Source organism: Streptomyces sp. NPDC016640 (assembly GCF_043076215.1).
GTDB lineage: Bacteria > Actinomycetota > Actinomycetes > Streptomycetales > Streptomycetaceae > Streptomyces.
This window is the reverse complement of record NZ_JBIBRG010000005.1, coordinates 135,715-161,481: the sequence shown is the minus strand read 5'-3', so window position 1 is coordinate 161,481 and position 25,767 is coordinate 135,715. Positions and strand designations below refer to the sequence as shown.

22 protein-coding genes are annotated in these 25,767 nt (G+C 71.4%); 18 read left to right on the top strand and 4 right to left on the bottom strand.

The genetic code is table 11. The annotated features are described in order from the left end of the window. From murF to ACF07S_RS12740, 12 genes are all read left to right on the top strand, one after another. The gene (murF, locus tag ACF07S_RS12795; RefSeq protein WP_391965150.1) at window positions 1-1,416 is read left to right on the top strand and encodes a UDP-N-acetylmuramoyl-tripeptide--D-alanyl-D-alanine ligase; all 1,416 of its coding nucleotides are present in this window, start codon (window positions 1-3) and stop codon (window positions 1,414-1,416) included. Further along, complete coding sequence (gene mraY / locus ACF07S_RS12790) at window positions 1,416-2,486, top strand: phospho-N-acetylmuramoyl-pentapeptide-transferase (protein ID WP_391965338.1); 1,071 nt, start codon at window positions 1,416-1,418, stop codon at window positions 2,484-2,486. Before murF ends, mraY begins: the two co-directional genes overlap by 1 nt. Beyond that, complete coding sequence (gene murD / locus ACF07S_RS12785; RefSeq protein WP_391965149.1) at window positions 2,468-3,895, top strand: UDP-N-acetylmuramoyl-L-alanine--D-glutamate ligase; 1,428 nt, start codon at window positions 2,468-2,470, stop codon at window positions 3,893-3,895. Before mraY ends, murD begins: the two co-directional genes overlap by 19 nt. A 100-nt stretch (window positions 3,896-3,995) precedes the next feature. Beyond that, entirely contained in the window at window positions 3,996-5,348 is a 1,353-nt protein-coding gene (gene ftsW, locus ACF07S_RS12780; RefSeq protein WP_391965148.1) for a putative lipid II flippase FtsW, read from the top strand. Between the two features lie 6 nt (window positions 5,349-5,354). Beyond that, the gene (gene murG, locus ACF07S_RS12775) at window positions 5,355-6,449 is read left to right on the top strand and encodes an undecaprenyldiphospho-muramoylpentapeptide beta-N-acetylglucosaminyltransferase (RefSeq protein ID WP_391965147.1); all 1,095 of its coding nucleotides are present in this window, start codon (window positions 5,355-5,357) and stop codon (window positions 6,447-6,449) included. A gap of 133 nt (window positions 6,450-6,582) precedes the next feature. Then, window positions 6,583-7,380, top strand: coding sequence for a cell division protein FtsQ/DivIB (locus ACF07S_RS12770; protein ID WP_391965146.1), 798 nt, complete (start codon window positions 6,583-6,585; stop codon window positions 7,378-7,380). A gap of 289 nt (window positions 7,381-7,669) precedes the next feature. Beyond that, a complete protein-coding gene (gene ftsZ, locus ACF07S_RS12765) occupies window positions 7,670-8,863 on the top strand; it encodes a cell division protein FtsZ (RefSeq protein ID WP_391965145.1) in 1,194 nt (397 codons plus the stop codon). Beyond that, complete coding sequence (gene pgeF / locus ACF07S_RS12760) at window positions 8,860-9,597, top strand: peptidoglycan editing factor PgeF (protein WP_391974168.1); 738 nt, start codon at window positions 8,860-8,862, stop codon at window positions 9,595-9,597. Before ftsZ ends, pgeF begins: the two co-directional genes overlap by 4 nt. Then, the gene (locus ACF07S_RS12755; protein WP_391965143.1) at window positions 9,594-10,313 is read left to right on the top strand and encodes a YggS family pyridoxal phosphate-dependent enzyme; all 720 of its coding nucleotides are present in this window, start codon (window positions 9,594-9,596) and stop codon (window positions 10,311-10,313) included. The genes pgeF and ACF07S_RS12755 overlap by 4 nt, the downstream gene beginning before the upstream one ends. Window positions 10,314-10,442: 129 nt before the next feature. After that, a complete protein-coding gene (locus ACF07S_RS12750) occupies window positions 10,443-11,084 on the top strand; it encodes a cell division protein SepF (RefSeq protein ID WP_391965142.1) in 642 nt (213 codons plus the stop codon). A 49-nt stretch (window positions 11,085-11,133) separates the two neighbouring features. Then, window positions 11,134-11,424, top strand: a complete 291-nt coding sequence (locus ACF07S_RS12745; RefSeq protein ID WP_004932337.1) for a YggT family protein — start codon at window positions 11,134-11,136, stop codon at window positions 11,422-11,424. Window positions 11,425-11,476: 52 nt separating this feature from the next. Beyond that, window positions 11,477-12,700 (top strand): DivIVA domain-containing protein, encoded by a 1,224-nt coding sequence (locus tag ACF07S_RS12740; RefSeq protein ID WP_391965141.1) that lies wholly within the window; start codon window positions 11,477-11,479, stop codon window positions 12,698-12,700. 226 nt (window positions 12,701-12,926) lie between these two features. Here the strand turns inward: ACF07S_RS12740 and ileS are convergent, their stop codons facing one another. After that, on the bottom strand, window positions 12,927-16,085 hold the full coding sequence (ileS, locus tag ACF07S_RS12735; RefSeq protein WP_391974167.1) for an isoleucine--tRNA ligase: 3,159 nt from the start codon (window positions 16,083-16,085) through the stop codon (window positions 12,927-12,929). Between the two features lie 615 nt (window positions 16,086-16,700). On the opposite strand from ileS, the gene ACF07S_RS12730 reads away from it, so the two are divergent. From ACF07S_RS12730 to ACF07S_RS12710, 5 genes are all read left to right on the top strand, one after another. Continuing rightward, on the top strand, window positions 16,701-18,038 hold the full coding sequence (locus tag ACF07S_RS12730) for a TraR/DksA C4-type zinc finger protein (RefSeq protein ID WP_391974166.1): 1,338 nt from the start codon (window positions 16,701-16,703) through the stop codon (window positions 18,036-18,038). A 65-nt stretch (window positions 18,039-18,103) separates the two neighbouring features. Further along, the gene (gene lspA, locus ACF07S_RS12725; protein WP_391965138.1) at window positions 18,104-18,700 is read left to right on the top strand and encodes a signal peptidase II; all 597 of its coding nucleotides are present in this window, start codon (window positions 18,104-18,106) and stop codon (window positions 18,698-18,700) included. 53 nt (window positions 18,701-18,753) lie between these two features. After that, window positions 18,754-19,698, top strand: coding sequence for an RluA family pseudouridine synthase (locus ACF07S_RS12720; protein WP_391974165.1), 945 nt, complete (start codon window positions 18,754-18,756; stop codon window positions 19,696-19,698). Next, complete coding sequence (locus ACF07S_RS12715) at window positions 19,695-20,165, top strand: GNAT family N-acetyltransferase (protein WP_391965136.1); 471 nt, start codon at window positions 19,695-19,697, stop codon at window positions 20,163-20,165. Before ACF07S_RS12720 ends, ACF07S_RS12715 begins: the two co-directional genes overlap by 4 nt. Window positions 20,166-20,271: 106 nt before the next feature. Next, on the top strand, window positions 20,272-21,012 hold the full coding sequence (locus ACF07S_RS12710; protein WP_391965135.1) for an SDR family NAD(P)-dependent oxidoreductase: 741 nt from the start codon (window positions 20,272-20,274) through the stop codon (window positions 21,010-21,012). A gap of 7 nt (window positions 21,013-21,019) precedes the next feature. Here the strand turns inward: ACF07S_RS12710 and ACF07S_RS12705 are convergent, their stop codons facing one another. Next, complete coding sequence (locus ACF07S_RS12705) at window positions 21,020-22,135, bottom strand: mechanosensitive ion channel family protein (protein WP_391965134.1); 1,116 nt, start codon at window positions 22,133-22,135, stop codon at window positions 21,020-21,022. Between the two features lie 107 nt (window positions 22,136-22,242). On the opposite strand from ACF07S_RS12705, the gene ACF07S_RS12700 reads away from it, so the two are divergent. Beyond that, window positions 22,243-22,833, top strand: coding sequence for a dienelactone hydrolase family protein (locus ACF07S_RS12700; protein ID WP_391974164.1), 591 nt, complete (start codon window positions 22,243-22,245; stop codon window positions 22,831-22,833). Window positions 22,834-23,113: 280 nt separating this feature from the next. Here ACF07S_RS12700 and ACF07S_RS12695 read toward each other — a convergent pair whose 3' ends face one another. Next, window positions 23,114-24,796 (bottom strand): alkaline phosphatase D family protein, encoded by a 1,683-nt coding sequence (locus ACF07S_RS12695; protein ID WP_391974163.1) that lies wholly within the window; start codon window positions 24,794-24,796, stop codon window positions 23,114-23,116. An 89-nt stretch (window positions 24,797-24,885) separates the two neighbouring features. Then, complete coding sequence (locus tag ACF07S_RS12690; protein WP_391974162.1) at window positions 24,886-25,698, bottom strand: DsbA family protein; 813 nt, start codon at window positions 25,696-25,698, stop codon at window positions 24,886-24,888. Window positions 25,699-25,767: the final 69 nt, after the last annotated feature.

Sequence of the window (25,767 nt, the reverse complement as noted above, 5' to 3'; positions counted from 1 at the left end):
GTGATCGCCCTCTCCCTCGCCGAGATCGCAGAAGTCGTCGGCGGGCAGACGCACGACATACCGGACCCCTCGGTCCAGGTCACCGGACCGGTGGTCCGCGACTCGCGGGAGGTGGGTCCGGGCAGCCTGTTCGCCGCCTTCGTCGGCGAACGCGCGGACGGACACGACTTCGCGGCCGCGGTCGTCGAGGCGGGCGCGGCGGCCGTGCTCGCCTCCCGGCCCGTCGGGGTCCCCGCGATCGTCGTCGAGGACGTCCAGACGGCCCTCGGCGCCCTCGCCCGGCACGTCGTGGCCCGGCTCGGCGCCACCCTCGTCGCGCTCACCGGCTCGGCCGGCAAGACCAGCACCAAGGACCTCATCGCCCAGGTGCTCCGGCGCGAGGCGCCGACCGTCTTCACCCCCGGCTCCCTCAACAACGAGATCGGGCTGCCGCTCACCGCGCTCACCGCCACCGAGGAGACGAGGTTCCTCGTGCTGGAGATGGGAGCGCGCGGAATCGGCCATATTCGCTACCTCACCGGGCTGACGCCCCCGAAGGTCGGCCTCGTGCTGAACGTCGGCTCCGCCCACATCGGCGAGTTCGGCGGCCGGGAACAGATCGCCCAGGCCAAGGGCGAACTGGTCGAGGCCCTGCCGCCGGCCGAGGAGGGCGGCGCCGCGATCCTCAACGCGGACGACCCCTTGGTACGGGCCATGGCCTCCCGTACGAAGGCGAAAGTGATCCTTTTCGGAGAGTCCGGCGAAGCGGACGTTCGGGCCGAGAACGTGCGACTCACGGACAGCGGACAGCCTTCCTTCAGGCTTCACACACCCTCCGGTGCAAGCGATGTGACCATGCGCCTGTACGGTGAGCATCACGTGTCGAACGCGCTCGCCGCGGCCGCCGTCGCCCACGAGTTGGGCATGTCCGCAGACGAGATCGCCCGCGCGCTCTCCGAAGCGGGCTCCCTCTCCCGGTGGCGGATGGAGGTCACCGAGCGCCCGGACGGCGTGACGGTCGTCAACGACGCCTACAACGCGAACCCAGAGTCCATGCGGGCCGCCCTGCGCGCCCTGGCAGCCATGGGCAACGGGCGTCGTACGTGGGCGGTGCTCGGCAAGATGGCCGAGCTCGGGGACGAGGCGCTCGCCGAGCACGACGCGGTCGGACGGCTCGCCGTCCGGCTCAACGTCAGCAAGCTCGTCGCGGTCGGGGGCAGGGAAGCCGCCTGGCTGCAACTGGGCGCATATAACGAGGGTTCGTGGGGTGAGGAGTCGGTGCACGTGTCCGACGCACAGGCGGCGGTCGACCTGTTGCGCAGCGAATTGCGCCCGGGAGACGTCGTTCTCGTGAAGGCGTCCCGTTCGGTCGGGCTCGAGAGCGTGGCGCAGGCGCTGCTCGAGACCGGTGCCGAGGGTGAGGTCGCCGCCCGATGATGAATCAGGTCCTGTTCGCAGGAGTCATTGGCCTCTTCCTGACGCTGATCGGCACTCCGCTGCTGATCAAGCTGCTCGCCCGCAAGGGCTACGGGCAGTACATCCGTGACGACGGCCCGCGCGAGCACGCCAGCAAGCGCGGTACGCCGACCATGGGCGGCATCGCCTTCATCCTGGCGACGGTCGCCGCCTACTTCCTGTCCAAGGTGATCAGCGGCGAATCCCCGAGGTACTCCGGGGTGCTGGTGCTCGGCCTGATGGTCGGCATGGGCCTGGTCGGCTTCCTGGACGACTACATCAAGATCGTCAAGCGGCGTTCGCTGGGCCTGCGGGCCAAGGCGAAGATGGCCGGCCAGCTGATCGTCGGCATCGCCTTCGCGGTGCTCTCCCTGCAGTTCGCGGACTCCCGCGGGCAGACCCCGGCCTCCACCAAGCTGTCCTTCATCACGGACTTCGGCTGGACCATCGGACCGGTGCTGTTCGTCGTCTGGGCACTGTTCATGATCCTCGCGATGTCGAACGGCGTGAACCTGACCGACGGTCTGGACGGCCTCGCCACCGGCGCCTCCGTCCTGGTCTTCGGCGCCTACACCTTCATCGGCGTCTGGCAGTTCCAGGAGGCCTGCGCCAACGGCGACACCCTGACCAACCCCGGCGCCTGCTACGAGGTGCGCGACCCGCTGGACCTCGCGGTCGTCGCCTCCGCGCTGATGGGTTCCTGCCTGGGCTTCCTGTGGTGGAACACCTCGCCGGCCAAGATCTTCATGGGCGACACCGGTTCGCTGGCGCTCGGCGGTGTGCTCGCGGGTCTGGCGATCTGCTCCCGCACCGAGCTGCTGCTGGCCATCCTGGGCGGTCTGTTCGTCCTCATCACCATGTCGGTGGTCATCCAGGTCGGCTCCTTCCGGCTCACCGGGAAGCGGGTCTTCCGAATGGCGCCGCTCCAGCACCACTTCGAACTCAAGGGCTGGTCCGAAGTCCTTGTGGTGGTCCGCTTCTGGATCATCCAGGGCATCTGCGTGATCGTCGGACTCGGCCTCTTCTACGCGGGATGGGCAGCGGACAAGTGACCGACTGGCAGGGGAAGCACGTCACCGTCGCCGGCCTCGGCGTCTCCGGCGTCCCGGCGGCCAAGGCGCTGCACGGGCTCGGCGCGAGGGTCACCGTCGTGAACGACGGGGACGACGCACGCGCGCGTGAGCAGGCCGCCGAACTGGAGGCGCTCGGCATCACCGTGCGCCTCGGTGACGGCGCGACCCTGCCCGAAGGCACCGACCTGATCGTCACCGCCCCGGGATGGAAGCCGGACAAGCCGCTGTTCGCGGCGGCGGACGAGGCCGGGGTGCCGGTGTGGGGCGACGTCGAACTCGCCTGGCGGCTCAGGAAGCCCGGCGCGGCCCCCTGGCTCGCGGTCACCGGCACCAACGGCAAGACCACGACCGTCCGGATGCTCGCCGCCATCCTGACGGCGGCGGGCCTGCGCACCGCCGCCGTCGGCAACATCGGCGTCTCCCTCCTCGACGCGGTGCTCGGCGAGGAGGAGTACGACGTGCTCGCCGTGGAGCTGTCCAGCTACCAGCTCCACTGGGCGCCCTCCCTGCGCGCCCACTCGGCGGCCGTGCTGAACCTCGCCCCGGACCACCTCGACTGGCACGGCTCCATGGAGGCGTACGCCAGGGACAAGGGCCGTGTCTACGAGGGCAACCGCGTCGCCTGCGTCTACAACGTGGATGCCACCGACAAGCCGTCCACCGAGGACCTGGTCCGCGAGGCCGACGTCGAGGAGGGCTGCCGGGCCGTCGGCTTCACGCTGGGCACCCCGGGGCCCTCTCAACTCGGCGTCGTGGAAGGCCTCCTGGTCGACCGGGCCTTCGTCGAGAACCGGCACAAGAACGCCCAGGAGCTCGCCGAGGTCTCCGACGTCCACCCGCCGGCCCCGCACAACATCGCCAACGCCCTCGCGGCCGCCGCCCTCGCCCGCGCCTTCGGGGTGCCTGCGGGCGCCGTACGGGACGGCCTGCGGGCCTTCACCCCGGACGCCCACCGCATCGCGCACGTCGGCGACGTGGACGGGGTGGCGTACGTCGACGACTCCAAGGCCACCAACACGCACGCCGCGGCGGCCTCGTTGGCGGCGTACGAGTCGATCGTGTGGATCGCCGGCGGCCTCGCCAAGGGCGCCACCTTCGACGAACTGGTCGCGGAGTCGGCGAAACGGCTGCGCGGTGCCGTACTGATCGGCCGGGACCGCGCGCTGATCCGCGAAGCCCTCGCGCGACACGCCCCGGAAGTACCCGTGGTCGACCTCGGCCGGACCGACACTGGGGCGATGCTCCAGGCCGTCCAGGAGGCGCGGCGGCTCGCCCGGCCCGGCGACACGGTGCTGCTGGCACCGGCCTGCGCCTCGATGGACATGTTCACCAACTACAACAAGCGCGGTGAAGCGTTCGCCCAGGCGGTGCGCGAGCTCGGCGCCTGACCCCGGCCGCCTGGCGCCGGGCGACCTTGGGAGGGACGCGTGGGACCGTCGAGGCCCTGTCCGGCGTACTACACCCGTCCGTCGTGCAGCGGAGGCCGTGATGTCCAGTAGCCGTACCGGCCGCCCGCCCGTGCGGCGGACCGTCCGCGGACCCGTCGTACCCGGACCCGCGCGCGAGAACCCCCTGCGCACCCTGCACACCAGGGCGCGCAGGGCCTGGGACCGGCCCCTGACCGCCTACTACGTGATCTTCGGCGGCAGTCTGCTGATCACCGTGCTGGGCCTGGTGATGGTCTACTCGGCCTCCCAGATCACGGCGCTGCAGATGTCGCTGCCGGGTTCGTACTTCTTCCGCAAGCAGCTTCTGGCCGCCGTGATCGGCGCCGTCCTGCTGCTCGCGGCCTCCCGGATGCCGGTCAGGCTGCACCGGGCGCTGGCCTACCCCATCCTGGCGGGCGCCGTCTTCCTGATGGCGCTGGTGCAGGTGCCGGGGATCGGGGTCGCGGTCAACGGCAACCAGAACTGGATCGCCCTCGGCGGCTCGTTCCAGATCCAGCCCAGCGAGTTCGGCAAGCTGGCGCTGGTGCTGTGGGGCGCCGACCTGCTCGCCCGCAAGCAGGACAAGCGGCTGCTGGCCCAGTGGAAGCACATGCTGGTGCCGCTGGTGCCGGCCGCCTTCATGCTGCTCGGGCTGATCATGCTCGGCGGCGACATGGGTACGGCGATCATCCTCGGCGCGATCCTGTTCGGCCTGCTGTGGCTGGCCGGAGCGCCCACGCGGCTGTTCGTCGGGGTGCTCTCCGTGGCCGCCCTGCTCGGCGCGATCCTCATCGGCACCAGCCCCAACCGCATGGCCCGGCTCGCCTGCCTCGGTGCCACCGAACCCCAGACGGGCCCGGTCGACTGCTGGCAGGCCGTGCACGGGATCTACGCCCTCGCCTCCGGCGGGATATTCGGCTCCGGACTTGGCGCCAGCGTGGAGAAATGGGGCCAACTGCCAGAAGCCCACACGGACTTCATTTTCGCCGTCACCGGTGAGGAACTGGGTCTGGCGGGGACGCTGTCGGTGCTCGCCCTGTTCGCGGCTCTAGGCTATGCGGGTATCCGCGTGGCCGGACGCACGGAGGACCCCTTCGTCAGGTATGCCGCGGGAGGCGTGACCACCTGGATCACGGCCCAGGCCGTGATCAACATCGGTGCGGTGCTCGGTCTGCTGCCGATCGCCGGAGTCCCGCTCCCGCTGTTCTCCTACGGAGGATCCGCCCTGCTGCCGACCATGTTCGCCATCGGGCTGCTGATCGCCTTCGTGCGTGAGGACCCCGCTGCGAGGATGGCGCTTGCGATGCGGCAACCCCGCTTTGGTAGAAAGCGGGACAGGGGTTCTCAGCGGCCCCGGAGATGGAACACGATGCGACGGCGTGCCCCGGTGGCGCGTTCGTCCGGAGAGCGGTGAATTTCGGTGCATGTCGTACTCGCCGGCGGGGGAACCGCGGGCCACATCGAGCCCGCGCTCGCCCTCGCGGACGCCCTGCGCAGGCAGGATCCGACCGTGGGCATCACGGCCCTGGGCACGGAGCGCGGCCTGGAGACCCGTCTCGTACCCGAGCGCGGGTACGAGCTGGCGCTGATCCCCGCCGTACCGCTGCCACGCAAGCCCACCCCCGAGCTGATCACCGTCCCGGGCCGGCTGCGCGGCACCATCAAGGCGACCGAGCAGATCCTGGAGCGCACCCGGGCGGACGCCGTGGTCGGCTTCGGCGGCTACGTCGCCCTGCCCGGCTACCTGGCGGCCAAGCGGCTCGGCGTGCCGATCGTGATCCACGAGGCCAACGCCCGGCCCGGTCTGGCCAACAAGATCGGCTCCCGGTACGCCGCCCAGGTCGCCGTCTCCACGCCCGACAGCAAGCTGCGCAACTCCCGCTACATCGGCATCCCGCTGCGCCGCTCCGTGGCCACCCTCGACCGGGCCGCCGTGCGCCCCGAGGCCCGCGCCGCGTTCGGCCTCGACCCCAACCTGCCGACGCTGTTGGTCTCCGGCGGCTCGCAGGGTGCCCGCCGCCTCAACGAGGTGGTCCAGGCGGTCGCCCCCTGGCTCCAGCAGGCCGGGATCCAGATCCTGCACGCGGTCGGCCCGAAGAACGAACTGCCGCAGGTGCACCAGATGCCGGGGATGCCCCCCTACATCCCGGTAAGTTACCTGGACCGGATGGACCTCGCGTACGCCGCGGCCGACATGATGCTCTGCCGCGCGGGCGCGATGACCGTCGCCGAACTCTCCGCCGTCGGGCTCCCGGCCGCCTACGTCCCGCTGCCCATCGGCAACGGCGAACAGCGGCTCAACGCCCAGCCGGTGGTCAAGGCCGGCGGCGGACTGCTGGTCGACGACGCGGAGCTGACTCCCGAGTGGGTGCAGCAGAACGTGCTGCCCGTGCTCGCCGACCCGCACCGGCTGTACGAGATGTCCCGCGCCGCCGCCGAGTTCGGCCGCCGGGACGCCGACGACCTGCTCGTCGGCATGGTGTACGAGGCGATCGCCGCCCGTGCGCGCCACTGAACGGCGAGTGGGCCGAAGGGGCGCGGTGGTGCCGGGAGGGCGAGCGTGCGAAGGCCCGAAGGGCTGAGCACGGTCGGTCGCCCGGCACCGGTTGAGGCGCCCCGGAGGTGAACCGGGCCCGGAGAGGAGAAGCGTGGCCGGATCGACCACCGCCGAGCGCGGTGAACGCCGGCAGGGGCCGTCCGGCCCGCCGCCGCTCGTGCGGCGGTTCGGGCGGCGGGGCCTTCGTCGGATCATCGTGTCGGCCGTCGCCCTGGTGTTCCTCGGCAGCGGGGCGTTCTGGCTGCTGTACGGGTCGGACCTGGTGCGCGTGGAGCGCGTCTCGGTGTCGGGGACTCGTGTGCTGACGCCGGAGCGGGTGCGCGACGCCGCCGAGGTCCCCCTCGGGGAACAGCTGATTTCCGTCGACACCAAGGCGATCGAGGCACGGCTCGGCACGGCATTGCCCCGAATCGACACGGTAGATGTGATTCGTTCCTGGCCGAGTGACATCACGCTGAAAGTGACGGAACGTACTCCGGTTCTCTTCGTCCGCAAAGGCGGCGAGTTCATCGAAGTGGACGAGGAAGGTGTCCGGTTCGCCACGGTGTCCAAGGCGCCCGAAGGCGTGCCCGCACTGGAACTGGCCGTCTCCAGGAGCGGTTCCACGGCGGCGAGTCTGCGCCGTTTCGGCGAGGACAGGCTGGTGCGGGAGGCGGTGCGGGTGGCCGGCGCCCTTCCGGCCTCCGTGGCGCGGACGACCCGGAGCGTCAAGGTCCGTTCCTACGACGACATCTCGCTGGAGCTGGCGGACGGCCGGACGGTGGGCTGGGGGAGCGGTGAGAAGAACGCCGAGAAGGGCCGCGCTCTCACCGCGCTGATGAAAGCGGAGCCCGGTGCGCGGCACTTCGACGTCAGCGTTCCCACCGCCCCGGCGTCAGCCGGAAGTTGACGCACATCAGCGCAGGCCAGCACCCTGGTTGGGCAGCGCTATGGCTGATCACATAGGGTGAAAAGAAAAACGGGAGGTTCGGCGTGTTCGTTGAACGCGCGCCACTTGTCGACTTAGTGTCCTGTTCAGAAGACTCCAGGGAACAGACATACTGGTAACCCTAAACTTCAACGTTAGGGTTCGGGTCGGCGCTACGGACCGTCCCATTCGGCATCAGTCGTCGGAGCGCGAGGCGCAGCTGCGTCGCCGTGATCCGACGACACGTAACTCGAGGCGAGAGGCCTTCGACGTGGCAGCACCGCAGAACTACCTCGCAGTCATCAAAGTCATCGGTGTCGGCGGCGGTGGTGTCAATGCCATCAACCGGATGATCGAGGTCGGTCTCAAGGGCGTCGAGTTCATCGCCATCAACACCGACGCGCAAGCTCTGTTGATGAGCGACGCCGACGTCAAGCTCGACGTCGGCCGTGAACTCACCCGCGGACTCGGCGCCGGAGCCAACCCGGCCGTCGGCCGCAAGGCCGCCGAGGACCACCGCGAGGAGATCGAGGAGGTCCTCAAGGGGGCCGACATGGTCTTCGTGACGGCCGGCGAGGGCGGCGGCACCGGTACCGGCGGCGCGCCCGTCGTGGCCAACATCGCCCGCTCGCTCGGCGCCCTCACCATCGGTGTGGTCACGCGCCCGTTCACCTTCGAGGGGCGGCGCCGCGCGAACCAGGCGGAGGACGGCATCGCGGAGCTCCGCGAAGAGGTCGACACCCTCATCGTGATTCCGAACGACCGGCTGCTGTCCATCTCGGACCGCCAGGTGTCGGTCCTCGACGCCTTCAAGTCGGCGGACCAGGTCCTGCTCTCCGGTGTGCAGGGCATCACCGACCTCATCACCACGCCCGGCCTGATCAACCTCGACTTCGCCGACGTCAAGTCGGTCATGTCCGAGGCCGGTTCGGCCCTCATGGGCATCGGCTCGGCCCGCGGCGACGACCGCGCGGTGGCCGCCGCCGAGATGGCCATCTCCTCGCCGCTGCTGGAGGCCTCCATCGACGGCGCCCGCGGCGTGCTGCTCTCCATCTCCGGCGGCAGCGACCTCGGCCTGTTCGAGATCAACGAGGCCGCCCAGCTGGTGAGCGAGGCCGCCCACCCCGAGGCCAACATCATCTTCGGCGCGGTGATCGACGACGCCCTCGGCGACGAGGTCCGGGTCACCGTGATCGCGGCCGGCTTCGACGGCGGCCAGCCCCCGGCCAAGCGGGACAACGTGCTCGGTTCCTCCTCGGTCAAGCGCGAGGAGCCCGCCCCCGCACGGCAGCCGGAGAGCCGCCCGTCCTTCGGCTCGCTCGGCAGCGTCACGCCGAAGGAGGACCCGGAGCCGGTGGCACCCGAGCCGGTCAGCGACATCCCGGTCGTCCAGCCGCCCGTCCCGCCGTCGCGGACCTACGACAGCGCGGCCGAGGAACTGGACGTACCGGACTTCCTGAAGTGATAGGACGGCGCGAGAGCGTGGGCGGCGCGCACTTCGCCTTCACCGACCGGTGGGGCGGGGTGAGCGCCGCTCCGTATGACGAGCTCAACCTCGGCGGAGCGGTCGGCGACGTCCCCGGGTCCGTCCGCACCAACCGCGACCTGGCCGCCGAGTCCCTCGACGTCGACCCGGCCCGGGTGGTCTGGATGAACCAGGTGCACGGCGCCGAGGCGGTCGTGGTCGAGGAGCCGTGGGGCGAGAACCCGGTCCCCGAGGTCGACGCGATCGTCACCGCGCGGCGGGGCCTGGCCCTCGCCGTGCTCACCGCGGACTGCGTGCCGGTGCTGCTCGCCGACCCCGTCGCCGGAGTCGTCGCCGCGGCGCACGCCGGCCGGCCCGGGCTGGTGGCCGGGGTGGTCCCCGCCGCCGTGCGGGCCATGACCGGACTGGGCGCCGAACCCTCGCGGATCGTCGCCCGCACCGGCCCCGCCGTCTGCGGCCGGTGCTACGAGGTGCCGGAGACGATGCGCGCCGAGGTGGCCGCCGTCGAGCCGGCGGCGCACGCCGGGACGAGCTGGGGCACTCCCGCGGTCGACGTGGGCGCGGGCGTGCTCGCGCAGCTCGAACGGCTGGGGGTGCGCGACCGGGAGCGGTCGCCGGTGTGCACCCTGGAGTCCGCGGATCACTTCTCGTACCGCCGCGACCGCACCACCGGGCGGCTCGCGGGCTACGTGTGGCTGGGCGATGGGGCATGACGAACCGTAAGGACGAACTCGCCGCCAATCTGGCGGGGGTGGAGGAGCGGATCGCCGCCGCGTGCGCCGCCGCCGGACGCCCGCGTGAGGAGGTGACCCTGATCGTGGTCACCAAGACCTACCCCGCGAGCGACGTGCGGATCCTGTCGGAACTCGGGGTGCGCCACGTCGCCGAGAACCGGGACCAGGACGCCGCCCCCAAGGCGGCCGAGTGCTCGGATCTGCCCCTTACGTGGCATTTCGTCGGGCAACTGCAGACCAACAAGGTCCGTTCCGTGGTCGGTTACGCCGGCCTCGTGCACTCCGTCGACCGTTCCCGGCTGGTGACGGCCCTCTCCAGGGAGGCGGTGCGGGCGGGGCGCGAGGTGGGCTGTCTCGTCCAGGTCGCCCTCGACGCCGACGCGAGCGGCCGGGGGGAGCGCGGAGGTGTGGCGCCCGGCGCCGTCGCGGAGTTGGCGGACCTCGTCGCCCGGGCCGAAGGGCTGCGGCTGGCCGGACTGATGACGGTCGCCCCGCTCACCGGCGAGTACGCGGGGCGCGAACAGGCGGCCTTCGGGCGGTTGATGGATTTGTCGGCCGACCTGCGCCGGACCCATCCGGCTGCGAACATGGTCTCGGCAGGCATGAGTGCGGACCTCGAACAGGCCGTGGCCGCCGGAGCGACACATGTACGCGTCGGCAGTGCGGTACTCGGAGTCCGCCCCGGGCTCGGGTAACGTCGCCAAGAAGTCGGACCACAGCAGAAAATATGGTCATTTCCGCCCAATGGCGGATGCAAAGACCTAGTGGATCGCGGGCACTTGGCGGTCGTCAGCAGATCCACCACAGAGCGGAGGACTCGAAGCATGGCCGGCGCGATGCGCAAGATGGCGGTCTACCTCGGCCTCGTGGAGGACGATGGGTACGACGGCCGCGGATTCGACCCAGACGACGACTTTGAACCCGAACTCGACCCGGAGCCCGAGCGGGACCACCGGCGGCATGAGGCATCTCACCAGTCGCACGGATCACATCAGCCCCAAAGGGACGAAGAGGTGCGAGTCGTACACCCTCCCGCGCCGCGTGAGCCGGTCGCCCGTTCCGCTTCGCTCGCCGCTGAATCGCCACGTCCGGCGCGCATCGCGCCCGTGGCATCCATCACACAAGAACGCGCCAGCCTGGAGAAGAACGCACCGGTGATCATGCCCAAGGTCGTATCGGAACGAGAGCCTTACCGGATCACCACGCTTCACCCCCGGACCTACAACGAGGCCCGTACCATCGGGGAACACTTCCGTGAGGGCACCCCGGTGATCATGAATCTGACTGAGATGGATGACACAGATGCGAAGCGACTTGTCGACTTTGCGGCCGGTTTGGTGTTTGGTCTTCACGGCAGCATCGAGCGGGTGACACAGAAGGTATTCCTGTTGTCGCCTGCTAACGTCGATGTCACGGCGGAGGACAAGGCCCGCATCGCAGAGGGCGGGTTCTTCAACCAGAGCTGAGACGCAGGACCGGATCGAGCAGTGCACAGGGGAGAGGGAAAGACAGACCATGAGCGTGTTCGCGCAGGTGATCTACATCGCGCTGATGGTGTTCCTCATCGTGCTCATCTTCCGGCTGGTCATGGACTACGTGTTCCAGTTCGCCCGCTCGTGGCAACCCGGCAAGGCGATGGTGGTCGTCCTGGAGGCCACCTACACTGTCACCGATCCACCGCTGAAGCTTCTGCGGCGGTTCATCCCGCCGCTGCGTCTCGGGGGCGTGGCGCTCGACCTGTCCTTCTTCGTCCTGATGATCATCGTCTACATCCTGATCTCGATCGTGGGCAATCTCGCGAGGTGACTGTGGACGATACGGGCTTGCCGACTGCCGATGACTACGTTGAGGTGAAGAGATGCCGTTGACCCCCGAGGACGTGCGGAACAAGCAGTTCACGACCGTCCGCCTCCGAGAAGGCTATGACGAGGACGAGGTCGATGCCTTCCTGGATGAGGTCGAAGCCGAACTGACGCGCCTGCTCCGCGAGAACGAGGACCTGCGCGCCAAGCTGGCCGCGGCCACGCGCGCTGCTGCCCAGAACCAGCAGAACATGCGCAAGCCCCCCGAGCAGCAGGACCAGCAGCAACAGCAGCAGGGGCCGCCGCAGGGCATGTCCCAGCAGGGGATGTCCCAGCAGGGCATGCCTCAACAGGGGATGCCCCAGCAGGGGATGCCCCAGCAGGGGATGCCGCAGCAGGGCATGCGAGGTCCCGGCGCTCCGGTGCCCGCCGGCATATCGGGCCCGCCGCAGCAGCAGATGGGTGGCCCCATGGGTGGTCCGCCCCAGCTGCCGAGCGGTGCTCCTCAGCTGCCCGCCGGCCCCGGCGGACAGGGCGGCCCGCAGGGGCCCGGCCCCATGGGGCAGGGTCCCGGGCCGATGGGCCAGGGTGGCCCGATGCAGGGGCAGATGGGCCACGGCGGCCCGATGGGCGGTCCCATGGGCGGCCCCGGTATGCCCGGTCAGGGAGGCCCCGGTGGCGACAGCGCCGCCCGGGTGCTGTCGCTGGCCCAGCAGACCGCCGACCAGGCGATCGCCGAGGCCCGTTCCGAGGCCAACAAGATCGTGGGCGAGGCGCGTTCGCGCGCCGAGGGTCTGGAGCGGGACGCCCGTGCCAAGGCGGACGCCCTGGAGCGGGACGCGCAGGAGAAGCACCGTGTCGCGATGGGCTCCCTGGAGTCCGCCCGCGCCACGCTGGAGCGCAAGGTCGAGGACCTGCGCGGCTTCGAGCGCGAGTACCGCACGCGGCTGAAGTCCTACCTCGAGTCCCAGCTGCGTCAGCTGGAGACCCAGGCGGACGACTCGCTCGCCCCGCCGCGCCAGGCGGCGAGCGCCGCTCCGTCGCTGCCGCCGTCCCCGGCGCCCTCCATGGCTCCGGCCGGTGCCGGTGCGCCGTCCTACGGCGGCAACCAGCCGATGGGCGGCCCCGGCGGCCAGTCCGGCCCGTCCTACGGCGGCCAGCAGCAGATGCAGCCGGCGATGACCCAGCCGATGGCGCCGGTGCGCCCGCAGGGGCCCTCCCCGATGGGCCAGGCCCCCTCGCCGATGCGCGGCTTCCTCATCGACGAGGACGACAACTGACGGCCCTGTGGCCATGAGTACGGCGTAGCAGTCGGCAGTGTTCAGGGCGGGGCCCCCGGATCTCCAGGAGATCCGGGGGCCCCGCCCTTGTGCCGTGCGGGTCCGTCGCCCGTGCGGTGGGTGTTCGAGGGTGGGGGCAACTGCGTGCCGTACGCAACGCCGAGGGCCCGGGGCCGCCGGGGACATCCCGGCGGCCCCGGGCCCTCGTGTGCGGGGGGCCCGCCCGTCACACCTTGCGCAGGCGGAACGTCAGGGACAGGCCCTCGTCCGTGAACGCGTCGCCGTAGCCGGCGTCCGCCTCGCCCTCGGCACCGTGCTCGTTCAGGAAGGCCGTGGCGAGCACCTCGTCGGCGATCAGGGCGGAGTGGTCGGTCAGGGCCGCGACGGTCGCGGGCTCCGTGGCCGTCCAGCGCAGGGCGATCCGGTCGGCCACGTCGAGGCCGCTGTTCTTGCGTGCCTCCTGGATGAGGCGGATCGCGTCCCGGGCCAGGCCCGCGCGGCGCAGCTCCTCGGTGATCTCCAGGTCCAGCGCGACCGTGGCACCGGCGTCGGAGGCCACCGACCAGCCCTCGCGCGGGGTCTCCGTGATGATCACCTCGTCCGGGGCGAGGGTGATCGTCTCACCGTCGACCTCCACCGAGGCCGTGCCCTCGCGCAGGGCCAGGGACAGGGCGGCGGCGTCCGTGTGCGCGATCGCCTTGGCCACGTCCTGGACGCGCTTGCCGAACCGCTTGCCCAGCGCGCGGAAGTTGGCCTTCGCCGTGGTGTCCACCAGCGAGCCGCCCACCTCGGACAGCGACGCCAGGGACTCGACGTTCAGCTCCTCGGTGATCTGCGCGTGCAGCTCCGGGGCGAGGCCGTCGAAGCCGCCGGCCGCGATCAGCGCCCGCCTCAGCGGCTGGCGGGTCTTCACGCCCGACTCCGCGCGCGTGGCCCGGCCCAGTTCCACGAGCCGGCGCACCAGCACCATCTGCTTCGACAGCTCCGGGTCGATCGCGGCCGGGTCCGCCTCGGGCCAGGAGGACAGGTGCACCGACTCCGGGGCGCCCGGGGTGACCGGAACGACCAGGTCCTGCCAGACCCGCTCGGTGATGAACGGGGTCAGCGGGGCCATGAGCTTGGTCACGGTCTCCACGACCTCGTGCAGGGTGCGCAGCGCGGCCTTGTCGCCCTGCCAGAACCGGCGGCGGGAGCGGCGGACGTACCAGTTGGACAGGTCGTCGACGAAGGCGGAGAGCAGCTTGCCGGCGCGCTGGGTGTCGTAGCCCTCCAGCGCCCGGGTCACCTGGTCGGTGAGCGCGTGCAGCTCGGACAGGAGCCAGCGGTCGAGGACCGGCCGGTCGGCCGGGGCCGGGTCGGCCCCGGACGGCGCCCAGTTCGACGTACGGGCGTACAGGGCCTGGAAGGCGACCGTGTTCCAGTACGTCAGCAGCGTCTTGCGGACGACCTCCTGGATGGTGCCGTGGCCCACCCGGCGGGCTGCCCAGGGGGAACCGCCGGCCGCCATGAACCAGCGGACGGCGTCCGCGCCGTGCTGGTCCATCAGCGGGATCGGCTGGAGGATGTTGCCCAGGTGCTTGGACATCTTGCGGCCGTCCTCGGCGAGGATGTGGCCGAGGCAGACGACGTTCTCGTAGGACGACTTGTCGAAGACGAGCGTGCCGATGGCCATCAGCGTGTAGAACCAGCCGCGGGTCTGGTCGATGGCCTCGCTGATGAACTGTGCCGGGTAGCGGGCCTCGAACACCTCCTTGTTCTTGTACGGGTAGCCCCACTGCGCGAACGGCATCGAACCCGAGTCGTACCAGGCGTCGATGACCTCCGGCACCCGCGTGGCCGTCTTCCCGCAGCCGTCGTGGCGGCAGGCGAAGGCGACCTCGTCGATGTACGGGCGGTGCGGGTCGAGGCCCGACTGGTCGGTGCCGGTCAGCTCGGTCAGCTCCGCGCGGGAGCCGACGACCGTGAGGTGGTCGTCCTCGCAGCGCCAGATGGGCAGCGGGGTGCCCCAGTAGCGGTTGCGGGACAGCGCCCAGTCGATGTTGTTGTTCAGCCAGTCGCCGTACCGGCCGTTCTTGACCGTGTCCGGGAACCAGTTGGTGTTCTCGTTCTCCTGGAGGAGCCGGTCCTTGACGGCCGTGGTGCGGATGTACCACGACGGCTGCGCGTAGTAGAGCAGCGCGGTGTGGCAGCGCCAGCAGTGCGGGTAGCTGTGCTCGTACGGGAGGTGCCGGAAGAGCAGGCCGCGCTCGTCGAGGTCGGCCGTGAGCTTCTCGTCGGCCTTCTTGAAGAAGACGCCGCCGACCAGGGGGACGTCCTCGGCGAAGGTGCCGTCGGGGCGGACCGGGTTGACGACCGGCAGCCCGTAGGAGCGGCAGACCCTGAGGTCGTCCTCACCGAACGCGGGGGACTGGTGGACCAGACCCGTGCCGTCCTCGGTGGTGACGTACTCGGCGTTGACCACGTAGTGCGCCGGCTCGGAGAACTCCACCAGCTCGAAGGGGCGCCGGTACGTCCAGCGCTCCATCTCGGCGCCGGTGAAGGACGCGCCGGTGGTCTCCCAGCCCTCGCCGAGGGCCTTGCCGACCAGCGGCTCGGCGACGACCACCTTCTCCTCACCGTTCGTCGCGACGACGTAGGTGACCTCCGGGTGGGCGGCGACCGCCGTGTTGGAGACCAGCGTCCAGGGCGTGGTCGTCCACACCAGGAGCGCGGCCTCGCCGGCCAGCGGGCCGGAGGTGAGCGGGAAGCGGACGTAGACGGACGGGTCGACGACCGTCTCGTAGCCCTGCGCCAGCTCGTGGTCGGACAGGCCGGTGCCGCAGCGCGGGCACCAGGGGGCGACGCGGTGGTCCTGCACCAGCAGGCCCTTGGCGAAGATCTCCTTCAGCGACCACCAGACGGACTCGACGTACTCCGGGTCCATCGTCCGGTAGGCGTCGTCGAGGTCGACCCAGTAGCCCATGCGGGTCGTCAGCTCGGCGAAGGCGTCGGTGTGGCGGGTCACCGACTCGCGGCACCTGGCGTTGAACTCGGCGATGCCGTACGCCTCGATGTCCTGCTTGCCGGAGAAGCCGAGCTCCTTCTCCACAGCCAGTTCCACGGGAAGGCCGTGGCAGTCCCAGCCGGCCTTGCGGGCCACGTGGTAGCCGCGCATGGTGCGGAAGCGGGGAAAGACGTCCTTGAAGACCCGCGCCTCGATGTGATGGGCACCCGGCATGCCGTTGGCGGTGGGCGGACCCTCGTAGAACACCCACTCGGGGCGTCCCTCGGACTGCTCCAGGCTCTTGGCGAAGATCTTCTGCTCGCGCCAGAAGTCGAGCACCGCGTGCTCGAGGGCGGGCAGGTCGACCTGGGCGGGCACCTGGCGGTACGTGGGCGTTGTCATCAGCGGGCTTCCTCCGGCGGACTTGCTGCCTTCCGTCCGGAGGGACGAGAGCTGTGTCGATCTCTACGCCGTCGTCGGCGCGCTCCCGCGGTACCACCCTCCTTGGCCCCCCGGTGCTTCGTATGCGCCGGTGAACCCCCTCATTGGGGTCGCGATGCCGGTTCTACTCGCCGGCGGTGTCCCGCTGCGGCTTTCTTCCGGCGGCTCCGGGGTGATCTTCACGTCGCGCTCGCCCCCGGGCTCACACCGTCCCCGGGTCGCTCTGGGCTGCGTACGCCGCTACTCGTCCCCATCTCCGCTTTTCGCTCCGCCCAGTGTACGGCGCGGCGGGGACGGCGGCCGACCTGATTTCCGGGGCGCGGAGGAGGGGTGCCGCTTCCGGGCGGGTGGGCCGTGTCATGACCTGAATGGTGAGGGGCACGGCTGCGGTTTTCGGGGCGACTGTCCCGGTGGCATACCCGGCGGGGAGCTGGGCACAACGCATGCAGGTCCGCCGCGCGGCGTACGCGGGGCGGGGGAATCGGGCGGTGTGCCCCGTTGCCGCGGGACTGAAGTCGATTTATCGTCCCAGCACGATGCGCGCGCAAGATCACAATATGTGAAGGGGCCGCGGCCATGGTGGCGAAGAAGACCGCCGTACAGCAGTCGGCGCCGTCCGGCAGGCCCGCATCCGCTTCCGGCGGTGGCGCCGAGGGTGCGGATGAGAAGAAGTCCACGCGGTGGACGGAGGCGGCCGGGGCCGCTGCGACGGCCAGGACGACGGCCGCGGCGTCGACGCGGGGCACGAAGCCGGCGGCGGGGAAGACCGCGGCGGGCAAGAGCGCGGCGGGGAAGACGGCGGCCGGTGAAGCGACGGCCGGGAGGGACGCTCCGGGGGCGGTGCCGACCGGCGAGGAGGCCGCCGCCTCCGGGGCGTCCGCTTCCACGGCGCCCGTGAGGAAGGCGGCTGCCGCGGAGTCGCCCGCGATCGAGGCACCCGGCGCGAAGGCACCCGCGATGGGGCCGTCCGCCGGGAAGGCGTCCGGGAAGGGGCCCGGGAAGGGGGCCGGGACGAGAAAGGCGCCGGGTAAGCCGTCCGGCAAGAAGGTGTCCGGCAAGAAGGCGGCGCCGGGGGACGCGTCCGTCGGGGAGGCGTCTGCCGGGAAGCGGGCGGGGAAGAAGACGACCGCGGAGAACGTCGGGAAGAAGACGGCCGCGACGAAGGCGGTGGCGGAGAGGGCGAGGGCGGAAAGGACGGCGTCGGCCAAGGCGCCCGTGGCCGGAAGGAAGGCCGCGGCGGACAAGGCGGCCGGCGGGAGCGCCCCCAGCGCGGCGGGGGCGGGGGAAGCCGGGCCGGAAGGCCCGGGCAGTGGCGCCGGCGGGAAGCGGCGGGGCGCCCTCAGGACCAGTGGGTCCGCACAGGATGTGGCCGGGCACAGCGCGGCCGATGACGCGGGCGCGGCCGAGGCCGCGGCGCAGACGGGAGCGACGACGGTGGGTGCGAAGAAGACCCCTGGCACGGCGGCCACGGCGGCGGGGACCGCCGTGCCCAAGGCCCGGATCGGTGCGGCGGAGCCGGGCGACCTCGCGGTGCGTCCGGGGGAGGAACCCTGGACCCCGCAAGAGGCCGAGGAGGCACGGGCCGAACTGACGTCCGAGGTGCTGCGGCTGAACGAGGAGCTCACCTCCTCCGAGCGGACGCTGGCCGGTCTGATGCGGGACTCCGGTGACGGCGCGGGCGACGACCAGGCGGACACCGGGACCAAGAACATCACCCGCGAGCACGAACTCGCGCTCGCCGCCAACGCGCGCGAGATGCTCACCCAGTTCGAACGCGCCCTCCAGCGCCTCGACGCCGGGACCTACGGCCTGTGCGAGAACTGCGGCGACCCCATCGGCAAGGCCCGCATGCAGGCCTTCCCCCGGGCCACCCTGTGCGTGGAGTGTAAGCAGAAACAGGAGCGCCGGTACTGATCGGCGGCCGCACAGGCCGTGACGTACCCTCGTCCTCAGTCAGGTACCTAGGTTGAGGGACTCACGTGGCAGAGGCGGAGCGCATCATCGGTACGCCGGACACCCCGGACGCGGACCGGGACGGGCAGGGGGCGGCCGGCACCGGGGGCACGGCGGCGGAGACCGAGCGGCACCCCGGCAAGCGGCGGGTCGCCGTGCTGTTCACCGTCGCCGCCTTCGCCTACGCCCTCGATCTGATCAGCAAGATGATCGTGGTCGCGAAGCTGGAGCACCACGAGCCCATCGAGATCGTCGGGGACTGGCTGAGGTTCGAGGCGATCCGCAACGCGGGCGCGGCCTTCGGCTTCGGCGAGGCCTTCACCGTGATCTTCACGGTGATCGCCGCGACCGTGATCGTGGTGATCATCCGCCTCGCGCGCAAGCTGTACAGCCTGCCCTGGGCGATCGCGCTGGGCATGCTGCTCGGCGGCGCCCTCGGGAACCTCACCGACCGGATCTTCCGTTCGCCGGGGGTCTTCGAGGGCGCGGTCGTCGACTTCATCGCGCCCAAGCACTTCGCCGTGTTCAACCTCGCGGACTCGGCGATCGTGTGCGGCGGCATCCTGATCGTCCTGCTGTCGTTCCGCGGCCTCGACCCGGACGGCACGGTCCACAAGGACTGAGGGCCGGCGGACTCCCGTACGGGACTGCCCGGCACGTCCGGCATACTCGACGGGTGAGTACGCTTCCCGATATCCGCACCCTGCCCGTGCCCGACGGCCTGGAGGGCGAGCGCGTCGACGCCGCCATCTCCCGCATGTTCGGCTTCTCCCGTACCAAGGCGGCCGAGCTCGCCGCCGCGGGGAAGGTCATGGTCGACGGATCGGTGGTCGGCAAGTCGGAGCGGGTGAGCGGCGGTGCCTGGCTCGAGGTGGAGATGCCGCAGGCGCCCGCGCCGGTGCAGGTGGTCGCCGAGCCGGTCGAGGGCATGGAGATCGTGCACGACGACGACGACGTGGTCGTGATCGTCAAGCCCGTCGGCGTCGCCGCCCACCCCTCCCCGGGCTGGTCCGGCCCGACCGTGATCGGCGGTCTCGCCGCCGCCGGGTACCGCGTCTCGACCTCCGGTGCCGCCGAGCGCCAGGGCATCGTGCACCGCCTCGACGTCGGCACCTCCGGCCTGATGGTCGTCGCCAAGTCGGAGTACGCGTACACGTCGCTGAAGCGCCAGTTCAAGGAGCGCACGGTCGACAAGCGCTACCACACGCTCGTCCAGGGCCACCCCGACCCGACCAGCGGCACCATCGACGCCCCCATCGGCCGGCACCCGCAGCACGACTACAAGTGGGCGGTCACCGCCGACGGCAAGCCGTCCGTGACGCACTACGACCTCATCGAGGCCTTCCGCGCCGCCTCCCTCCTCGACGTCAAGCTGGAGACGGGCCGCACCCACCAGATCCGGGTCCACATGGCCGCCCACCGCCACCCGTGCGTCGGCGACCTCACCTACGGCGCCGACCCGACGCTCGCGAAGCGGCTCCGGCTGACCCGTCAGTGGCTGCACGCGGTGCGGCTCGGCTTCGAGCACCCCGGCGACGGGCAGTGGGTGGAGTTCGGCTGCGACTACCCCGAGGACCTGCGGCAGGCACTGGATCAGGTCCGCGAGGAGACCTACGCATGAGTGCCACCGCCTACGCCGTCCGCGTGGCGGAGGAGCCCGCCGACCGCGAGGCGTGCTTCGCGGTCCGCCAGGACGTCTTCGTCGCCGAGCAGGGCGTCCCCGAGGACATCGAGTACGACGCCCACGACGCCGGCGCCGTGCACGTGCTGGCGGTCCGGGAGGACGGCGTGCCGCTCGGCACCGGACGGCTGCTGCACGGCGAGGCCGCCGCGGCGAAGAACGGCGGCGATCCGGCGGTCGGGTCCCTGGGACGGCTCGCGGTGACGCGCGCGGCCCGGGGACTCGGGGTCGGGGCGGCGCTGGTGCGGGCCATCGAGGAGGCGGCCCGCACCCGCGGCCTCACCGCCGTCGATCTGCACGCGCAGACCCACGCCCTCGGTTTCTACGAGCGGCTGGGGTACGAGGCCTACGGCCCGGAGTTCCCGGACGCGGGAATACCGCACCGGGCCATGCGGCGCCCGCTGTAGCAGCCGGATGCCGGATGCCGGATGCCGGATGCCGGACGACGCCGCGGCACGCGGGCCGACGGCGCGGAGCGCGGCATCGGCGGTCCTGTGTCCGTAAAGTCTGAGCATGGCTCGGAATGTCGTGATCAGTGGGGGCGGTACCGGGATCGGCCTGGCCGCCGCGCGGGTTTTCGCCGCCGATGGTGACCGGGTGCTGCTGCTGGGGCGGCGCGGGGACGTGCTGGAGCGCGCGCAGGTGCCGGGCGCCCTGACCCACGCCGCGGATCTGGCCGACCCGGAGGCCGTACGCGGCGTGGCCGGACTCGTGGGCCGGGAGTTCGGCGCCGTGGACGTGCTGATCCACTCTGCCGGCGGCAACGGGCTCCTCGAGCCCCCGGCCGGCGGCGACGACCCGCTCGACGCGGTCGCCCACTCCTGGACGGTCAACTTCCGGCTCAACCTGCTGAGCGCCGCGCTGCTCACGGAGGCCCTGCGGGACCGGCTCGCCGAACCCGGCGGGCGGGTGCTGTTCCTCAGCTCCATCGCCGCCTACCGAGGGTACGGGCAGGTGGCGTACGCGGCGGCCAAGGCGGGGCTGCACCCGTACGCGCACGACCTCGCCCGCCGGCTCGGACCGCACGGCATCACCGTGAACGTGGTCGCGCCCGGCTACATCGAGGACACCGCGTTCTTCGGCGAAGGCATCGACGAGGACCTGCGGGCCTGGCTGGTCGAGGAGACCCTGAACGGGCGGGCCGGGACGCCCGGGGACGTCGCGGCGACCCTGCACTGGCTCGCCTCCCCGGGCGCCGCCCACATCACCTCGCAGATCGTCCAGATCAACGGCGGCGCCGAGCGCGGTCACTGAGAACCGGTCAGCGCTCCCTGGGGTGGCTGTGCGCACGACGGGCCGCCGGTATGCCGCCGGGGGCGCGGTGGCCGTCGAGAGCCGGCCGCGGCGCCGCTTCCGCCGTGTTGACCCGGGGCAGTGCGTAGGGGTGCTTGTCGGTCAGCCAGCGGATCATCCGCTCGCGGACCTCGACCCGCACCGTCCATATGTCGTCCGCGTCCTTGGCCGTCACCAGGGCGCGCACCTGCATGGTGCTGGGTGTGCTGTCCGTCACGTTCAGGTTGTAGGCGCGGCCGTCCCAGGCCGGGCACTCCCGCAGGATGTCGCGGAGCTTGTCGCGCATCGCCTCCAGCGGGGCCGAGTGGTCGAGGTGCCAGTAGACGATGCCGGTCATCTGCGGCGTACCGCGCGACCAGTTCTCGAACGGCCTGGACGTGAAGTACGACACCGGCATGGTGATCCGCCGCTCGTCCCAGGTGCACACGGTCAGGAAGGTCAGCGTGATCTCCTCGACCGTGCCCCATTCGCCGTCCACGACCACCGTGTCCCCGATGCGCACCATGTCGCCGAAGGCGATCTGCAGGCCGGCGAACATGTTGGCCAGCGTGGACTGGGCGGCCACACCGGCGACGATGCCGAGGATGCCGGCCGAGGCCAGCAGCGAGGCGCCGGCCGCGCGCATCGCGGGGAAGGTCAGCAGCATGGCGGCCACCGCCACCACACCGACGATCGCCGAGACCACCCGCCGGATCAGCGTCACCTGGGTGCGCACCCGGCGGACCCGGGCGGGATCGCGGTGGTGGCGGGCGTTGGCGTACCGCGTGTAAGAGGTCTCGACGACCGCGGCCGCGATACGGATCACCAGCCAGGCCGCCGACCCGATCAGCACCAGTGACAGGGTCCTGCCGACACCGACCTCGCGACTCGGCAGCAGCCGGGCCTCGTCGTAGGACCCTCTCAGCAGGGCCGTACAGAGCACCAGCTGGTAGGGGACGCGGGCGCGGCGCAGCAGGCCCCACAGCGGAGTCTCGTGGTGGCGTTCGTCGGCCTTGCGCAGCAGCAGGTCGGTGGCCCAGCCGATCAGCAGCGTGAGCACGACCGAACCGCCGACCACGATCAGTGGGCGGAGCACGTCATCCATGTCCCCGAACCTAACCGGCCCGGTGCGGGCATGAACATGTGACTTCCGCGTGATCGCGGGTAGTGCCGGGATCCGGGGCCCTCACACCGTGCTGGCACCATGGCGTCATGAACATCGTGCTCTTTCACTCGACCTACGGTCCGGGACCCGCGGTGCGGCGGGCCGCCGACCGGCTGCGCGCGGCCGGACACGAGGTGTGGACGCCCGACCTCTTCGGCGGCCGTACGTTCGACACGGTCGAGGAGGGCATGGCGTACCAGGAGGAGACCGGCAAGGACGAACTGCTGAAGCGGGCGGTGCTGGCCGCCGCGCCGTACTCGGAGCGGGGCCTGGTGTACGCCGGGTTCTCCTTCGGCGCCTCCGTCGCGCAGACGCTGGCCCTCGGCGACGAGAGGGCGCGCGGACTGCTGCTCCTGCACGGCACCTCCGACATCGCGGAGAACGCCGCGGTGGACGAGCTGCCGGTGCAGCTGCACGTCGCGGAGCCGGACCCGTTCGAGACCGACGACTGGCTCACCGCCTGGTACCTGCGGATGGGCCGGGCCGGAGCCGACGTCGAGGTGTACCGGTACGCCGGAGCGGGCCACCTCTACACCGACCCCGGCCTCCCGGACTACGACGAGGAGGCCGCCGAGGCCACCTGGCGGGTGGCGCTGGGCTTCCTCGACTCGCTGGAAGGGGACCGGCCGGCGCGGTAGGCGGCCCGGTCCTCCCGCACGCGCGTCACCTGGTCCGCGGTGGACCGGTGCACGCCACGCGCGGTCCGCGAGGTCCGCGAGGGCGTGGCCGGGCCGGTGCCCGCCTCGCGCGTGCGGGTGCCGCGACCCGGGGGGCACTCGTGGGCGGCGCTCCCCTCGGGCGGGTGGTGTGCCCGGATCCGGCTCACGGCGCACACCACGCGCCGTGGCGAGGGAATCGGCCCCAACGGCCCGCTCGACGGCCGGAGGCGGCCGGAGGCAGCCGGAAAACGCTCCCGGGCTACACGGGCTCGTGGGCGCGCTCGACCTTCTGCGTGCCACTGCGCGTGCGGTACGAGCGGGCCCACGCCGACGTGGCGTCCGCCTCCGTACGGCTGGAGAGCACGTAGTAGTCCATCTGCGCCCGCTCGGCGGTGATGTCCAGCACGCCGTAGCCGTGGCGGTCGGTGTCGACCCAGTGGACGTGCCGGTTGGCGGCCCGGATCAGCGGTGCGGCGAGTGCGGAGACGGTGCCCTCGGGGACCTTCACGATGTCGTCGAGGTTGTCGGAGGTCACCGAGGTGACGACGAACTCCGTGGCCGCGGAGGCCGACAGCGGGTAGGTGCCCGCGTCCACCGGTACGTCGTTGGCCCACGCCATGTGGATGTCGCCGGTGAGGAAGACCGTGTTGCGGACGGCGTTCGCGCGCAGGTGGGCGAGGAGTTCGCGGCGGTCGGCGGTGTAGCCGTCCCACTGGTCGGTGTTGGCGGCCAGGCCCTCCTGCGGCAGGCCCAGCAGCCCGGCGAGCGGCTTCAGGATGCTCGCGGGGAGGGAACCGACCGAGAACGGCGAGATCATCACCGAGGTGCCGACCAGCCGCCAGGCGGTGTCCGACGCCGTCAGGCCCGCCTTGAGCCAGTCCAGCTGGGCCCGTCCGGTGAGCGTGCGCCCCGGGTCGTCCACGTCGCCGTCACCGGCGGAGACCTGCTGGGAGCGGAAGGAACGCAGGTCCAGCAGGGAGAGGTCGGCGAGCTTGCCGAAGCGCAGCCGGCGGTAGGTGGTGCCGGCCAGCGCGGGACGTACCGGCATCCACTCGAAGTAGGCCTGCTTGGCGGCGGCCCGGCGCGCCGCCCAGGTGCCCTCCGCGCCCTCCGTGTGGTTCTCGGCGCCGCCCGACCATGCGTCGTTGGCGATCTCGTGGTCGTCCCAGATCGCGACGACCGGAGCCCTGTGGTGCAGGGCCTGGAGGTCGGGGTCGGTCTTGTACGAGCCGTGCCGGACGCGGTAGTCGGCGAGGGTGACGATCTCGTGGGCGGGCGTGTGGGGGCGGACGGTCCCGCCGCGGGTGCCGTACTCGCCGGTGCCGTACTCGTAGAGGTAGTCGCCCAGGTGCAGCCAGGCGTCCAGGTCGTTCCGGGCCGCGAGGTGCCGGTACGCCGAGAAGTGGCCGGCCTCCCAGTTGGAGCAGGAGACCACGCCGAAGCGCAGTCCGGTCACGGCGGCGTCGGCGGCCGGGGCGGTGCGGGTGCGGGCGACGGGGGAGCCGATGCCGCCCGCGGAGAAGCGGAACCAGTAGTCGGTGGCCGGGGCCAGGCCCCGGACGTCCGCCTTGACGGTGTGGTCGGAGGCGGCGGTGGCGACGACGGCCCCCCTGGCGACGACGTCGGTGAACGCCCTGTCGCGTGCGACGGTCCAGCTCACCTCGGTGTCCGGGCCGAGCCCCGACCCGGGTATCGCCTCCGGCACCGGGGTCACCCGGGTCCACAGCAGGATGCCGTCCGGCAGGGGGTCACCGGAGGCCACGCCGTGCAGGAAGGCGGGGGCCGGTGCCGCCGCCCGGGCGGGCAGGGGCGCGGCGAGCGGTCCGGCCAGCACCGCGGTGGCGGCGGCCGCCTTGACGACCGTACGGCGGCGCGGGGAGAGGGAGTCGGTCTCCGCGGCGGCGGAGCGGGCGCTCTCGAATGATCTGTGTCGGCTGGTCACAGCCGATCACGTTACTGACAGGTACACGCGAAAGCGGGCGAACTCGCGAAAGTTCGCCCGCTCTTCGGCGTGCGGTCGCCGGCCCGGCTTCAGGCCTTGAGCGCCTTGTCGATCGCCGCGCTGAACTCGTCCACCGTCATGGGGGTGCTCTCGCCGTCGGACCCGGTGACCTTCTTGCCGTCCATCATCAGGGTCGGGGTGCCGCTCGCGTCGCTGTCGTCGAAGACCTCGGACATCTCCAGCGCCCACTTGTCGTAGGTGCCGTCCTTCACGTCCGCCTGGAACTCCTTGTTGCCCTTCAGGGCGTCGACGCTGTTCGCGATCTCGATCAGGTACGCGTCGTCCTTGAACTTGTCGTCCGTCTCCTCGGGGTGGTACTCGGCCGAGTAGAGCGCGGACTTGTAGGCGGTGAACGCCTCGGGGCTCACGTTCAGCGCGGCGCCCAGCGCGCTCAGCGCGTTCTTGGAACCCTCACCGGTCAGGTTGCGGTCGAGGAACGAGGCGCCGATGAAACGGAGCTTGTACTTGCCGTCCTCGACGTCCTTCTCGATCGTCTTGCCGACGGTCTGCTCGAACGAGGCGCACACCGGGCAACGGGGGTCCTCGTACAGCTCCAGGGTCTTCTTGGCGTCGGCCGCGCCGATGACGACGGTCGTGCCGTTCTCACCGCTGGTGTTGGCCGGCTTGACGAGCTTGTCGTCCGCCGCGGCCTCCCAGTGGTCGGGCTTGTTGCCCTGCACGACGGCGTAGCCGATGCCGCCGGCTATCGCCAGCACACCGACGAGGGAACCGGCGACGATCAGCTGCCGCTTCACCTTGTCGCGCTTGGCCTGGCGCTCGCGCTCGACGCGCAGCCGCTCACGGGCCGCCTGCTTCGCCGCCTGGCTGTTCCGCTTGCTCATGATGATCTTCTCCACGGGGGACGCACACATCGTGTGCGGGATACGTATGGGGACTGTCCGCGCTCAGGG